We start from the raw sequence: 14,221 nt of genomic DNA on the forward strand, positions 1-14,221 counted from the left end.
AAATTAAATTTCTGTTGGAAAGTGATTATCTTTATTTCGAAGAAAACTTTTACAATTGCCCATGCTATCTAAAAAAACAAAATATGCCTTTCATGCTTTGACCTATTTGGGTAAACATAAAGATCAGGGAGCAGTACCTATTCAGGAAATTTCAGCCCACCACAATATTTCGCATAAATTTTTAGAGAATATCTTGCTTGAATTGAAAAAAGCTGGTCTCCTGGGGAGTAAAAAAGGCAAAGGTGGAGGATACTACCTAATTAAATTGCCCAATGAAATTCGATTGTCTAAAATTATCCGTTTGCTTGACGGGCCTATTGCCCTCTTGCCTTGTGTAAGTTTAAATTACTACGAGCCTTGTGAGGAATGTGCCAGTCAGGAAAAATGCGGCCTGAATATGGTAATGGCAGAGGTGAGAGATGAGACCCTTAAGATATTAGAAATGAAAACCTTACAGGATATTTTGGAGAGAAAATAATTTTTTTCCATTTACTCTATAATATTTGTAGGTTTTGTGTACTTTTGTGGTTCCAGTTGGCTGTGTTTGACAGTCCTGGATCAAAGGTAGTTTTCTAATCCACTGCTACCTCCAGAAAAATGAAGCAATATGATTCAAGAAAATGAAATTAAAGAGCTTACCCAAAGGATAAATAAACTATCCATGGAGGATGCTATGGGTCTTTTGGTTGACCTATTTCCTGGAGAAATTATTTTCTCTACCTCTTTTGGGCAAGAAGACCAGGTTATTACTCAGAAGATAGCCGCCAATAAGCTTCCTGTTGAGGTTTTTACACTGGATACTGGAAGGCTTTTCTATGAGACCTATGACCTTTGGTCTAGAACCATAGTGAAGTATGGTCTGTCGATCAATCCTTATTATCCACAAACTGCTTCTGTAGAAGAACTTGTCAGCAGTAATGGCATCAATGGATTTTATCAATCCGTAGAGAACAGGAAATCATGTTGCTACGTTAGAAAGGTAGAGCCATTAAAGCGTGCTTTGTATGGGAAAAAGGTTTGGATAACTGGCCTTCGGTCAGAGCAGAGCCCTAATCGTCAAAACATGCAAATATTGGAATGGGATGAAGGGAACCAGATTTTGAAGTACAACCCTCTATTACATTGGACAATGGAGGAAATGTTGGCCTATATTAAGGAAAAAAGTATACCTTATAATACGCTTCATGACAAGGGTTTTGTAAGTATTGGATGTGCACCGTGTACACGTGCCATAGCACCGGGCGAAGATGCCCGTGCCGGAAGGTGGTGGTGGGAATCTTCCCAAAAAGAATGTGGATTGCATGAGCAGGGTGTGACAGCCAATAAATCCTAACAAAATAGTTAAAGCTACAATTGAAAAATATTTAAGATGCAAAGTTTCAGAACTGAAATAGAAAACCCGGTAGTAGAAAAAGAAATTCTAGAACTGGAAAATAAAATATCCCTGTTTCGCAACGGGAAAATTGATGAAGAAAAATTCAGAAGCCTTCGTTTAGCACGAGGTGTATACGGTCAGCGCCAGGAAGGCGTTCAGATGATTCGGATTAAATTGCCTTATGGGAGGGTGACTTCTGGGAAACTGAACAGAATTTGTGATGTATCAGAAAAATACTCTACCGGTAGGTTACATATCACTACTAGACAGGATATTCAAATCCACTATGTAAGTCTGGACAATACTCCAGAACTTTGGGCAGAATTGGACAAGGATGATGTTACCCTTAGAGAAGCGTGTGGTAATACCGTGAGGAATGTCACTGCTTCAGAAACAGCGGGAATTGATCCTAAAGAACCGTTTGATGTCACCCCATATGCTGATGCCACTTTTAGGCACATGCTGAGAAATCCTATTAGTCAGGAAATGGGAAGGAAATTTAAAATTAGCTTTTCATCAAGTGATGAGGATACAGCACTTTCTTATCTTCATGATCTTGGATTTATTGCCAAAGTCAAAAAAGAAGGGGATAAGGAAATAAGAGGATTCAAAGTGCTATTGGGAGGCGGATTAGGTTCTCAACCAAGACATGCCGATGTGGTGCATGAGTTCTTGCCTACTGATCAAATTATTCCTTTTATAGAGGGAGTAGTTAGGGTTTTTGACAGACATGGAGAAAGAGCCAAAAGGATGAAGGCAAGGATGAAATTCCTTATCAATAACCTTGGTGTGGAAGAATTCTTGAAATTGGTAGCGGAGGAAAAGCTTGCGCTTCCATTCCAGAGTTATCCAATAGATGCGACGGCCAGTGATGCTGTCAGAGATTTGCCTAATCCTGTTGTACCTGAATTTACAGTTCCTACAGATGAGGATTACAGACGTTGGAAATTGACTAATGTATTGGATCAAAAGCAAAAAGGTTATTTCTCTATTGGTGTCAAAGTTCACCTTGGAGACTTTTATATCAAAGAAGCCCGTCAACTTGCCGAATTGGTTAAAAAATATGCCAGTGACGAGATACGCTTTACGCTTCGTCAAAATCTTTTGATTAGAGATGTAAAAGAAGAATTGATTCCTTTCTTTTATCAGGAATTGAAGAAGTTAGGCATGGTTGATTACGGATACAATTCCGTTGGAGACATCACTGCCTGCCCAGGAACAGATACTTGTAACCTGGGTATCGCCAGTAGTACTGGTGCTGCAGTGGTGATGGAGAAAGTGATTATAGATGAATATCCTGAATTTTTGTTTAATAAGGACCTAAACATTAAGATCTCCGGATGTATGAATGCCTGTGGTCAGCACAATATGGCGTCTATAGGCTTTCAGGGGATGTCAATGAAAGTAGGTAAGGCTGTTTTGCCTGCGCTACAAGTATTGCTAGGGGGAGCCACTTTTGGTGATGGTAAAGGAAAATTTGCCGATAAGGTGATCAAGGTACCTAGTAAAAGAGGGCCGCAAACTTTGCGTGCGCTTCTTGATGATTTCAAATCTGGTGCAGAGAAAGAAGAAAACTATGCGGCCTATTATGAACGCAAAGGACAGATGTATTTTTATGAAATATTAAAGCCATTTGCTGGAACAGATAATATTACGGAAAGTGATTTTGTAGATTGGGGTAATGACGAGGCGTATGTCAAAGCAATAGGTGTTGGTGAATGTGCTGGGGTGGTTATTGATTTGGTGTCTACCTTGCTGTTGGAAGCCAGAGAGAAATTGGCTGATGCAGAAGACAGTTTGAAAGCAGGTAAATGGTCTGATGGAATTTATCAAACCTATACAAGTATGATGAACGCTGGAAAAGCAATTCTTACTGCAGAAGGCGTCAATACCAATAGCTTTGCCAATCTTGTAATTGAATTTGACAAGCATTTAACCGAAACGAAGAAGATCAATCTTTCAGCTTCTTTTTCAGAATTGGTATACCAACTTAAAGAGAATCAACCGTCAGAAGCATTTGCTTTGGCTTATTTTAAAATTGCTGAACAAGTGTTTGAAGCAATCAGCGAATACCGAGCAAAAGAAGTACATGCATGATGAATGAGATTAGACCAAGAGTAACCCTGGTAGGTGCTGGTCCCGGTGATCCGGAATTGATAACCTTAAAAGGCGTCTTGGCATTAAATAAGGCAGATGTTGTCCTTTATGATGCGTTAATAGATGTCTCCCTGCTTAATCATGCGCCTGATAAAGCCTTAAAGATATATGTCGGTAAACGTAATGGAAGCCGTCAAAATCCACAGGAAGAGACCAACAGGATGTGTGTATACTATGCCAAAAAGTTTGGGCATGTAGTAAGGCTCAAAGGAGGCGATCCTTTTGTGTTTGGTAGAGGGGCAGAGGAACTCGATTATATTGAGCAGTTTGGTATCAAGGCAGAGGTGGTTCCTGGGATTTCTTCTACAGTGGCTGTTCCAGCTGCTGCAGGTATTCCTGTGACTAAAAGGGGCGTCTCAGAAAGTTATTGGGTAATTACTGGCACTACTTCTAGTGGTGAACTGTCCAGAGATCTTTTGTTGGCTAGTCAATCCAAAGCTACTGTTGTGCTTCTAATGGGCACTAGAAAGCTTGAGGAGATTGTCCGGATCTATGAGGGGCAGGGTTTTTCTGATAAAGCCATCGCCATTATAGAACGTGGAACCACTCGTGATGAAAAAATTGTGGCAGGAACCATGGCTGATATTGAGAAAAAAGCACATGAAGACCAGGTTGGCGCACCTGCCATTATCATCATAGGAGATGTGGTCCGCGAAAGTCCTAAATTAAAGGCTGTTTTTGAGGCTGTAGTTTATGAGAATAAATTGAATTAAATAGAGAATGAATGAACTGTACCCGGTTTTCCTAAAAGTACATCAGTTGGAAACGTTATTGGTTGGTGCCGGGAATGTTGGCTTGGAAAAATTGACCTTTCTATTAAAATCAAGTCCCAATGCCAAGGTAACGGTTGTTTCCAAAGATTTTCTGGAAGATATAAATACCATAGCAAAAGCCAATCCCAATATCAAATTGGTACAAAATGCTTACAATGACAGCTACCTGAACGAGAAACACCTCGTGATCGCCGCTACGGATGACAAAGAAGTAAACAAAATGGTTTACCATGATGCGAAAAAACGGTACCTGTTGGTAAATGTAGCAGATACACCAGATTATTGCGATTTTTATCTCGGAGGGATAGTGACCAAGGGGAATATTAAAATCGGAATTAGCACCAATGGAAAAAGCCCTACCACCGCTAAAAGGTTACGGCAGCTATTCGAAGAGGTTATTCCTGATGACATCAATGAAATGGTAGAGAATATTAATAAATACCGGGATACTTTAAAGGGCGATTTTGAGGAAAAAGTAGATGCTTTGAATAAGCTAACAGTTGGGCTGATGAAAAAAGGTAAAAAATGAACAAATAAAAAAGGGGTGTTTAGCCCCTTTTTATTTGTTCATTTTTGAGATCGTTGATGTAGTATTTTAATAATTTTAATTTTTCATCTTCGCTCAGTCTTAAATCAGACTGTAAGAGCCTGTTATTGTTCCTATACATTGTTTTGTTGGTTATTTGTAGAATTAAATATAATATTTTTTTTGATTACTATACCATAATCATATGGTTTTTTTATAACGACAATATCTTCTAAAATGCAATCAAGCATGCTAATTTTGTTTTTTCACTTAAAACCAAAGAAATCCTAAATCAATTAAAGGTCATTTTATCAAAGTCCCCTAGTCAACATAACGCCGCTTTGGTGAGCCTGTCTACTGTCAGGGAGAGTCGGAAACAGGAACGGAATGATTGATTTTATAGTGGTCCCATCAAGGAAGAACCTGCGTCCGGGTTAAAATCATCTTAACAGATTAAATCGTCATTGCGAACCCTTTTTCGGGTTCACTAACACGAGAAAAGGTGTGGCAGTCTCGTTTTGCTGGGGATAAACACTTCGGGTAGAGGTGATCTCAGCAAACATTGGATAATTAATGGGCCGCAGCAACCATTTCATTAGACAATGAGTAAAGAGAATTGCGTAATTTCAGTTAGGATCCTTAATATTCTGATTGGTTTATCGAATTATGAGGATAATTAAATTGCCCCTGACGATAAGATTAAAAGATTCAATGCAAAGGAGCAAGCCTATGGCAAGAAATTAAAGATTGATTTGTTTTGTAGAATCATGCTATTCATATATTACAATGTAAACAAAATATTGAGCTAATTTAGTTCCTTATGGTTGATGTGGGCCAGATTCTGGCAACGCACCTCAATGCTCTTATTTCCATAAATCAGTGAGTTGATTTGCGGATAGCTAATCGAAAATTCAAAGTCACGAAATTGGCGATACCGTTATTTTAGATTATTTTCATAAAGATATTTTCAACGAATAAATAGAAAAATAGATGCCCGGAGAAGCTAGGTATTCTACTCCTACAAAATAAGAGGATTAAAGATGCATTTTAACTTGAGGGTTTTATTGCATAGAAAACCTTATTGCATTGAGATATCAGTTATAAGATTCCAACCGAGTTTATACAATGGCTTTTAAAATAGTAATTCTTATTTCGATATACTTATTGATAGTCGGAGACTTATCAGGTCAAATAGTTGACTCCAACTCTGTAGTGTATAACAGTATTAATCATGAAGTTGATTCTATTGGCACCTATTTAACTGCCGATAAAATGCCTGAGTTTAAAGGGGGAAATGTTGCGGTTTACTCATTTGTTCAGGAAAATATTGGCTCTAGGTACTTAAAAAGGAGTGAAAAGAGTAGGTCCTATGTAAGTTTTATTATTGGTAAAGATGGCTGTATTAAAGATGTTCAGGTTGTTAAAGGAAAAGATAAAAGGCTAAATAAATCTATTGTCAAAGTTCTGAAAAGAATGCCAAATTGGAAACCTGGTGAAATAAGTAATGAAAAAGTAGATGTAAGACTTACTTATAATTTCAGGTTTTGAGGATGGAATATAGGGTGAAGTACTATCTGCTTTATTTTCGAGAAAGGTATTTTCAAATTGTTCGGAAAAAGAAGATAAATTTAATTCTTCACTTAACACTAACAAATCACATCAAGTATTGACAAGTAAAAAAATTGTACTTATTGTTGTTATACCTGTTGTTTCACTTTCGGGACAGGTACTCAAATGACAGCCGCTGCATACGAGAACGGCTCAAATCGGGCCCATGAAAGATTATATCAAAGGACCGACCGTAAATAAACAGTCTATTAAGACTGTTTTAGGGAGGTGCCAGCTTGTGGGTCAGCTTGGTGAAGATTAAGGTTGTTTCTAATTTTTTCCTGACCTTGTGAGAAGGTTTGGGTTTTGAATTTCTAAGTAAAGCATCCTGCATTTTGTGCACACAGATTTGCTTTTTTCGGGTTAAAAGAGGTATAAAACATAAGCCATAAAACAATTCTTAAAAGGAATTTAAATTCCTATAGAATCACTTTATGGCTTATGTTTAATAAACAATTTAGTTTTTAAAAGTATTGCTTTTGCTGTTTACAGATTTTACTTTTCTATCACCATATGGGAGAGTTAAAAGAATGAATTATTTTAAACAATTGGGTTGCTGTTACCCCTAATTAATATTAAAAAATAATTTTATCGCAATGGAATTATCTTGCTGTGATTAAAACGCTATAAGTTGCCCTACAAAATTGATGATCATAAACCTATAGTATGATCCGAATCAAGTAATTCAATATACTCGCCAAAATACCTGTTGAAGGTCGCTATTAAATGGTTTAAATCGCCATTCTGCATTTCTTTGTGGATGCTCGCGGTATCCATACCCAACGCTTCACTCATTGTTTCTGCGTATTCTAATAGGTCTTCGCCTATTCCCCCATTGTTTTGCTGATCCAGGTGGACCTGCATTATTGCCTTCGTTTTGGATGCCATCATTGTTTTAAATTTAAAAGTTAGTTAAGTTTAGTTTTCATTGTTTATAAGAATAATAGTATTTCTAAAAGTTTGTCAAAATCACCATTTTATACAATGAATTTTGTTTTATAGATGCCATTTAATGTAATTCAAGTTTTGAAATATTATTTTATGTGATTAAAATACAGTTAAATGATATCCTTATTAGCTGTTATGTTTTAATAAATAATAGATTAATTTCCGTATATGCAAATTGTGGAAAGGAATAATTTATTAGAAGAATTTAGAGATTTCTCCAAGTTTTATTTGGTGGATTTAAAAATGAATTTACTATCATGTATTTTGGAAAAGATAACAAAAAAGGGCAAAATAAAAGGGGCAAAATATTTTCGCCCCTTTTATTAAAAATCTACAGAAATTTGATTTCTGAGTATATCGTCCATGGTTTCCCTCTTTCGTATAAGGTGATCTTTACCATTTATAATTAATACTTCGGCAGGTCTAAACCTGGAATTATAATTTGAAGCCATGCTATAACCGTAAGCTCCAGCATTTTTTATTGCGATAATATCGCCTTCTTTTACCTCTTTTATTTTTCGATCAGCTGCGATGGTATCTGTTTCACAAATATAACCGACTATTGTATAGACTCTTTCCGGGCCATCAAGTTTTGAAATATTTATAACGCTATGGTAGGCGTCATACATCATAGGTCTTAATAAATGATTGAGTCCGGAATTTACTCCTACAAAGGTGGTGGCTGGCGTAGGCTTTACCACATTGGCTTTTGTGAGTAAATAGCCACACTCGCTGACCAAAAATTTCCCTGGTTCAAACCATATTTCTAACTCTCGGCCATAATCTTTACAAAACTCTTTAAAAGCAGCCGAAACTTTCTTGCCTACATCTTGAATATCTGTGGTGATATCCCCTTCCTTATAAGCTACTTTAAATCCTCCTCCAAAATCCAGAAAGGACAAATCCTGAAATTCCCTGGCGGCATCGAAAAGAATCTCAGCTCCCTTAAGGAAAACATCGGCATCTAGAATGTCCGATCCTGTATGTACATGAAGGCCGATGACATTAAGCTCATAAGCCTGGACGACCTTTAGCACATGCTTTAATTGCAAAATGGAAATGCCAAATTTACTGTCAATATGGCCTACCGATATTTTGGCATTTCCTCCAGCTAGTATATGTGGGTTTAAACGAATGCAAATAGGGACAGTAGTGCCATATTCAGTTCCAAAATGCTCCAGCATAGGAATACTGTCAATATTGACCATTACACCAAACGCAACCGCCTGCTTGATTTCATCAAAATCCACACAGTTTGGTGTGTACATGATTTCTTCTGGAGAGAACCCTACATGTAGACAAAGTTTTATTTCCTCCACGGAAACGGCATCGACACCAGTGCCAGCCTGCTTCATCAATTTTAGAATATTGATGTTTGAAAGGGCTTTTGTAGCATATTTTATTTTCATCTTTACATCAGAAAAAGCTTGTTTCAAAGCATCTATCTGATGTAGGATTTTGGCCCCATCATATACATAAACAGGACTTCCGTATTTTTGGGCGATATCCAGTAGAGGGATTTCCCCTATGCAATATTGTTGATTTTTGATTTCCATCGCTTTTGATTTAGCAGGCAAAGATATATAAAGCATGTTAAAGTTAAAATCCAAAACAGATAAGTCATTGGGAAAAGGAATTTTAGAGTATTTATTTGGGTTATTAAAGAGCATGGTAACAAGATTATCTTGAATGGTTAGTGTTAAAAAAAGTTAAGGAGATGATTTAGAGGAGGATATCATTTAGATTTGTAATATGTCAAAAACGAGTATAAAGATCATTGTCTTTTTAATGTCCCTGGCTAGTTTGGGCTTAATAAGCTTTCAGTTCTATTGGGTTGGCAATGTGCTTAAAATCAATGAGGAGCGTTTTGAGCAAAATGTATTTCAAGCACTATCTTCTACTTCCGACCGGATCGAAAAAGGGGAAGCAAGTGATATTCTATTAAGTTCCCTCGCAAGAGACACCATTTTCCAAAAGGCTTTATTGGAACCAATTGAGCCCATACAAGTGCAAGTCAGAAGGAGAAAAGTAGCCATCAATAGACCGTCCGTGCTAGATTCGCTATTTGACCAGCCAATTCCGCAGATTTCACCAACTTTCCGAAAATTAATTGCTACCAGGGAAGGGGATCTTAAAAGCTTTAGTCAGATAGAAAAATATTTTAACATGTCTCCTAAAGTGGCTTCCAGTCTCTTTACCCCAGATGAATTGGCCATTTTGCTTGCTGAAAAAGAGCGGCACCTTCAATTTTTGAGTGAGCAGGATCAAAAATTGAGCAAGCGTCAGTATGCCAATAGACGACAAAATTATATTATAGAAGAACTTAATGTGTCTCGGAATGTGGCAGAAAGCATTGTTAAAGCCAACATGAAAATTGAGCTTGTGGAGGTAGTGATCCATCAACTGTTGTCACAGGGAAACCAGAATATCCTCAACAGGCTGGATACAAGTGTAGTTAGAATGGAAGTAAGGGATCAGTTAATCAATAGAAATATTGATCAGCCCTTCGAACTGGGGATTGTAGATAATAGAAATGAAATAATTGGAATAGGCCCCGTAGCAGATTTAAAATTCTTGAAAGAACATGGTATAAAAGCGGAGCTTTTTCCTAGCGATTTATTGGGAATAGAGAACTTCTTGGTGATTTATTTTCCTCAAAAACAAAATTTCCTAGTGAGGCAGGTTTTTTTACCTTTGGCAAGTTCATTGGTTTTTTTGTGTATTATCATTATTTGTTTTGTCTATGCCATTAAGGTCATTATACGTCAGAAAAAAATCTCTGACATAAAAAATGACTTTATTAACAATATGACGCATGAATTTAAAACCCCAATATCCACAGTTAGTTTGGCTGTAGAGGCCTTACAAGACCCCGATCTATTTGGAGAAGAAGCGTTACGCAAACGGTATTTAAATATTATCAAAGACGAAAATATTAGACTTGGTAAACAAGTTGAACAAGTCCTTCATGCCGCAGCGCTTGAAAAGAAAGATTTTAACCTTAAAATTGAAAAAATTGATTTAAAGGAACTTATCGAATCCACCAAAAAGCATTTTGAGTTAATAGTGGAAAATAGAGGGGGGACAATAAGTAGTGAGTACTCACTGATTACGGGGCAGATAGATGCAGATGTCTTTCATTTAAATAATATCTTCAATAATCTACTGGACAATGCAACCAAGTACTCAAAAAGTGCCCCTCAAATAAGAATTACCGTTAATGAAACTGAAAATGACTTTACGATTTCTATAAAGGATCAGGGCATTGGCATCAGTAAGGAAGCCCAGAAAAAAATATTTGATAAATTTTATAGAGTGCCTACAGGCAATTTACATGATGTCAAAGGTTTTGGTTTAGGACTTTCTTATGTCAAAACCATGGTGGAAGCACAAAAAGGAACTATAAAATTAGACAGTGAACCAGGACAAGGAAGCGTATTTACTATAAACTTACCCAAAAATAAATGAGCAAGATCAAAATTTTACTGGTAGAAGATGACCCGAATCTAGGGGATATATTAAAAGAGTACTTGGGTGTGAAAGGCTATGAGGTTATTTTATGTAGGGATGGTGAAGAGGGTTGGGACAAGTATAAAAAGAATTATTATCAGTTGTGTTTGCTGGATGTGATGATGCCTATAAAAGATGGCTTTACTTTGGGCAAGGAGATAAGGAAGGTGGAGGAAAATATTCCCATCATTTACCTTACAGCTAAAAACATGAAAGAAGATGTTATTCAGGGCTTCCGGATTGGAGCAGATGATTATATCACCAAGCCTTTTAGTATGGAGGAGTTGTTAATGAGAATCAATGCCATATTAAGGAGAACGAACCACCAAGGAGAAAAGACAGTTTTGAAAGCTTATCAATTTGGTAATTTTACACTGCACTATGACAAGCAGTTACTGGAGGGACCCCAGGGAACCAATAAACTTACCTCAAAAGAAAATGAGCTGCTCCGCTTATTGGCTTCTTCATTGAATGAAAATGTGAGCCGCTCTTTTGCATTAAAGCAAATCTGGGGAGATGACAGCTATTTTAATGCCCGCAGTATGGACGTCTACTTAAGTAAAATCCGGAAGTTGCTTAAAACGGATGACAGTGTACAGATCATTACGCTTCACGGGGAGGGATTTAAGCTAGTCGCCAACTAATTGCTTTTTCTCTAGTTAATTGATTATTTAAATGAATAAAGTTTAATTTGTAGTCAATTAAACCCTTTAAAATATTATGGCAAAAGAAATAATCAATTCTCTGGAGGCTCCGGCACCTATAGGCCCTTATAGCCAGGCAGTAAAAGCCAATGGTATGGTATTTGTCTCTGGTCAAATTGCTCTTGATGCGGATTCAGGAGAATTACTTAATTCAAATATTACCGAGGAAACGCATGCCGTCATGAAAAATCTTGAAGCAATACTTAGGGCTTCAGGACTTACTTTTTCCAATGTCGTCAAGTGCAGTATTTTTGTCAAAAACATGGGCGACTTTGCTACCATCAATGAAGCCTATGGGCAATATTTTAAAACAAACCCTCCTGCAAGAGAGACAGTGGAAGTAAGTCGCTTGCCAAAGGATGTACAGGTGGAAATCTCCTGTATAGCTGTTCTGTAAAACCTCACCTATCTAATTTGTTGCAATATGGTGCGACTGGTTCCCGATTATAGTGAAACTTTTGTGTGCACCCTGAGAAGTAAAGAGGTGTTGGACAGACTTGAGTTGATCACCAAAAGTGTGGATTACCTTGATGAAACCAGGTATTTGCCCAGTAGCAAGTCCGTTTTTTTTAATGGTAAGATTGGAGAAAACAGCTTCAGAATTTCAAAAATCATTGATAAAGCAGATAGTTTCTTGCCTTTAATTAAAGGTAAGATATCACCACTCCCTAAAGGGTGTCTTGTCTCATTGAATTATTCGTTTTTTCCAGGAGCTTCGTTTTTCCTGGGTTTTTGGGCCGTTGTTTCATTTGGTTTGACGGTTTTGTTCCTTTCAGTAGTGCAGGATTGGAAATTGGCCCTTTTATGTTTTTCAATTGGGTTGGGGAATTATGGCTTTGCCTGGTCCCATTTTAAGAGAAAAGTGAAGGAAAGCAAGGCGCTTTTCCACGAGCAGATGAAGCTATAGCCTCAAATAGGGGATAGACCAGCTATTACTACGTATGGATCCAATTTGGCGGACAAAATTAGTCTGCTCCTTGCTGTTTCTTGCGAATACAACATCTCCTGAGAAGGGATTGGAATCCTTTTGCATAGCCTGAGTTAAAGGCTCAATGGCTTAAAATAGGGCCAAGAATATAAGAATTTCATTCTGCTTTATGGATTATGCCTGACCTGTCGTATTTTAGCAGAATAATTAGTCAATTTATAAATTATCAATATATAACATAATGGAATACAGGATAGAGAAAGATACCATGGGTCCAGTAGAGGTTCCTGCTGATAAATACTGGGGTGCCCAAACCCAAAGATCTATTAATAATTTCAAAATTGGTGGTCTAAAACACCAGATGCCTTTGGAGATCATTCATGCTTTTGCCATTCTGAAGAAATCTGCTGCACATACCAATGCGGAATTGGGAGTTTTGGATCAAGCCAAAGCGGACATAATTAGTCAAACCTGTGATGAGATACTTGATGGCAAGCTAGACGATCAATTCCCGCTCGTAGTATGGCAGACAGGGTCAGGAACGCAGTCCAATATGAACGTGAATGAAGTTGTGGCCTACCGCTCTCACGTGCTTTTAGGCGGAAGTTTGCAGGATGAAAAAAAGAAAATTCACCCCAACGATGATGTGAACAAGTCGCAATCGTCTAATGATACTTTCCCCACTGCAATGCATATTGCCGCCTATAAAATGGTGACAGATACTACCCTCACAGGGGTGAGAAAACTTAGGGATACCCTTAAAGCCAAGTCTGAGGCATTCATGGGCGTGGTCAAAATCGGAAGAACACACTTTATGGATGCTACTCCATTGACATTGGGGCAAGAGTTTTCAGGATATGTTGCGCAGTTGGATCATGCCATAAGGGCCATTGAAAATACCCTTCCCCATTTATCAGAGTTGGCACTTGGAGGTACTGCAGTAGGTACAGGGCTGAATACACCAAATGGCTATGCAACATTGGTCGCAGAGAAAATCGCACATTTTTCCGGCAATCCCTTCATAACTGCCCCCAATAAATTTGAGTCTTTGGCTGCACACGATGCTATGGTTGAGACCCACGGTTCTTTAAAGCAATTGGCCGTAAGCCTGATGAAAATTGCCAATGATATCCGTATGTTATCTTCTGGCCCAAGGTCTGGAATAGGTGAAATCCTTATCCCGGAAAATGAACCAGGATCTTCCATTATGCCAGGGAAAGTTAATCCTACACAAGTAGAAGCGATGACCATGGTATGTGCCCAGGTCATGGGCAACGACGTAGCCGTTTCTGTGGGAGGGATGAGTGGTCAATTTGAACTCAATGTATTCAAGCCAATGATGGTGAATAATTTGCTAACCTCCGCCAGGCTTTTAGGAGACGTTTGCGTGTCATTTACCGACAATTGCGTGGTGGGTATAGAGCCAAATATTCCATTTATAAAAAGACATCTTGAAAATAGTTTGATGCTAGTCACTGCGCTTAACCCACATATCGGTTATGAAAATGCGGCTAAAATAGCGAAGAAGGCCCATAAAGAAGGGACAAGCCTAAGAGAGGCTGCTCTTGACCTTAAGTTATTGACAAATGAACAATTTGACGAATGGGTACGACCCGAAAATATGACAGGAAGTTTAAAATAACTGACTGTAGAAAGACAAACCCCAATTCGCGTTAGCAAATTGGGGTTTGT

At 37.9% G+C, this 14,221-nt stretch carries 13 protein-coding genes; 11 read left to right on the top strand and 2 right to left on the bottom strand.

Annotated features, from left to right (window positions below):
- The first annotated feature begins 61 nt into the window (after window positions 1-61).
- The 6 genes from AC0L7T_RS04910 to AC0L7T_RS04935 all read left to right on the top strand — a co-directional run bounded on the left by AC0L7T_RS04910 (window position 62) and on the right by AC0L7T_RS04935 (window position 6,379).
- Window positions 62-478 (top strand): RrF2 family transcriptional regulator, encoded by a 417-nt coding sequence (locus AC0L7T_RS04910; RefSeq protein WP_473341364.1) that lies wholly within the window; start codon window positions 62-64, stop codon window positions 476-478.
- Window positions 479-607: 129 nt separating this feature from the next.
- Complete coding sequence (locus tag AC0L7T_RS04915) at window positions 608-1,333, top strand: phosphoadenylyl-sulfate reductase (protein WP_473341366.1); 726 nt, start codon at window positions 608-610, stop codon at window positions 1,331-1,333.
- A 36-nt stretch (window positions 1,334-1,369) separates the two neighbouring features.
- On the top strand, window positions 1,370-3,472 hold the full coding sequence (locus AC0L7T_RS04920) for a nitrite reductase (protein WP_473341367.1): 2,103 nt from the start codon (window positions 1,370-1,372) through the stop codon (window positions 3,470-3,472).
- Entirely contained in the window at window positions 3,469-4,245 is a 777-nt protein-coding gene (gene cobA / locus AC0L7T_RS04925) for a uroporphyrinogen-III C-methyltransferase (protein ID WP_473341368.1), read from the top strand. Before AC0L7T_RS04920 ends, cobA begins: the two co-directional genes overlap by 4 nt.
- A 7-nt stretch (window positions 4,246-4,252) precedes the next feature.
- A complete protein-coding gene (locus AC0L7T_RS04930) occupies window positions 4,253-4,834 on the top strand; it encodes a precorrin-2 dehydrogenase/sirohydrochlorin ferrochelatase family protein (RefSeq protein WP_473341369.1) in 582 nt (193 codons plus the stop codon).
- Window positions 4,835-5,956: 1,122 nt separating this feature from the next.
- On the top strand, window positions 5,957-6,379 hold the full coding sequence (locus AC0L7T_RS04935; RefSeq protein WP_473341370.1) for an energy transducer TonB: 423 nt from the start codon (window positions 5,957-5,959) through the stop codon (window positions 6,377-6,379).
- A 711-nt stretch (window positions 6,380-7,090) separates the two neighbouring features.
- On the opposite strand, the gene AC0L7T_RS04940 is transcribed toward AC0L7T_RS04935, so the two are convergent.
- Together AC0L7T_RS04940 and lysA are read right to left on the bottom strand one after the other, a co-directional pair.
- A complete protein-coding gene (locus AC0L7T_RS04940) occupies window positions 7,091-7,330 on the bottom strand; it encodes a hypothetical protein (protein WP_473341371.1) in 240 nt (79 codons plus the stop codon).
- A 380-nt stretch (window positions 7,331-7,710) separates the two neighbouring features.
- Window positions 7,711-8,943, bottom strand: a complete 1,233-nt coding sequence (lysA, locus tag AC0L7T_RS04945; RefSeq protein ID WP_473341373.1) for a diaminopimelate decarboxylase — start codon at window positions 8,941-8,943, stop codon at window positions 7,711-7,713.
- Window positions 8,944-9,139: 196 nt separating this feature from the next.
- On the opposite strand from lysA, the gene AC0L7T_RS04950 reads away from it, so the two are divergent.
- The 5 genes from AC0L7T_RS04950 to fumC all read left to right on the top strand — a co-directional run bounded on the left by AC0L7T_RS04950 (window position 9,140) and on the right by fumC (window position 14,171).
- On the top strand, window positions 9,140-10,855 hold the full coding sequence (locus AC0L7T_RS04950; protein ID WP_473341374.1) for a sensor histidine kinase: 1,716 nt from the start codon (window positions 9,140-9,142) through the stop codon (window positions 10,853-10,855).
- Window positions 10,852-11,541, top strand: a complete 690-nt coding sequence (locus AC0L7T_RS04955; RefSeq protein WP_473341375.1) for a response regulator transcription factor — start codon at window positions 10,852-10,854, stop codon at window positions 11,539-11,541. The genes AC0L7T_RS04950 and AC0L7T_RS04955 overlap by 4 nt, the downstream gene beginning before the upstream one ends.
- Before the next feature lie 76 nt (window positions 11,542-11,617).
- On the top strand, window positions 11,618-11,998 hold the full coding sequence (locus AC0L7T_RS04960; RefSeq protein ID WP_473341376.1) for a RidA family protein: 381 nt from the start codon (window positions 11,618-11,620) through the stop codon (window positions 11,996-11,998).
- 27 nt (window positions 11,999-12,025) lie between these two features.
- Window positions 12,026-12,508: a hypothetical protein gene (locus AC0L7T_RS04965; protein WP_473341377.1), complete on the top strand. Its 483-nt coding sequence runs from the start codon at window positions 12,026-12,028 to the stop codon at window positions 12,506-12,508.
- A 262-nt stretch (window positions 12,509-12,770) separates the two neighbouring features.
- Window positions 12,771-14,171 carry a class II fumarate hydratase gene (gene fumC / locus AC0L7T_RS04970; RefSeq protein WP_473341378.1) on the top strand — a complete coding sequence of 467 codons (1,401 nt, stop codon included), beginning with the start codon at window positions 12,771-12,773 and terminating at the stop codon, window positions 14,169-14,171.
- Window positions 14,172-14,221 lie beyond the last annotated feature (50 nt).

Source organism: Cyclobacterium sp. 10D3-21 (assembly GCF_055809755.1).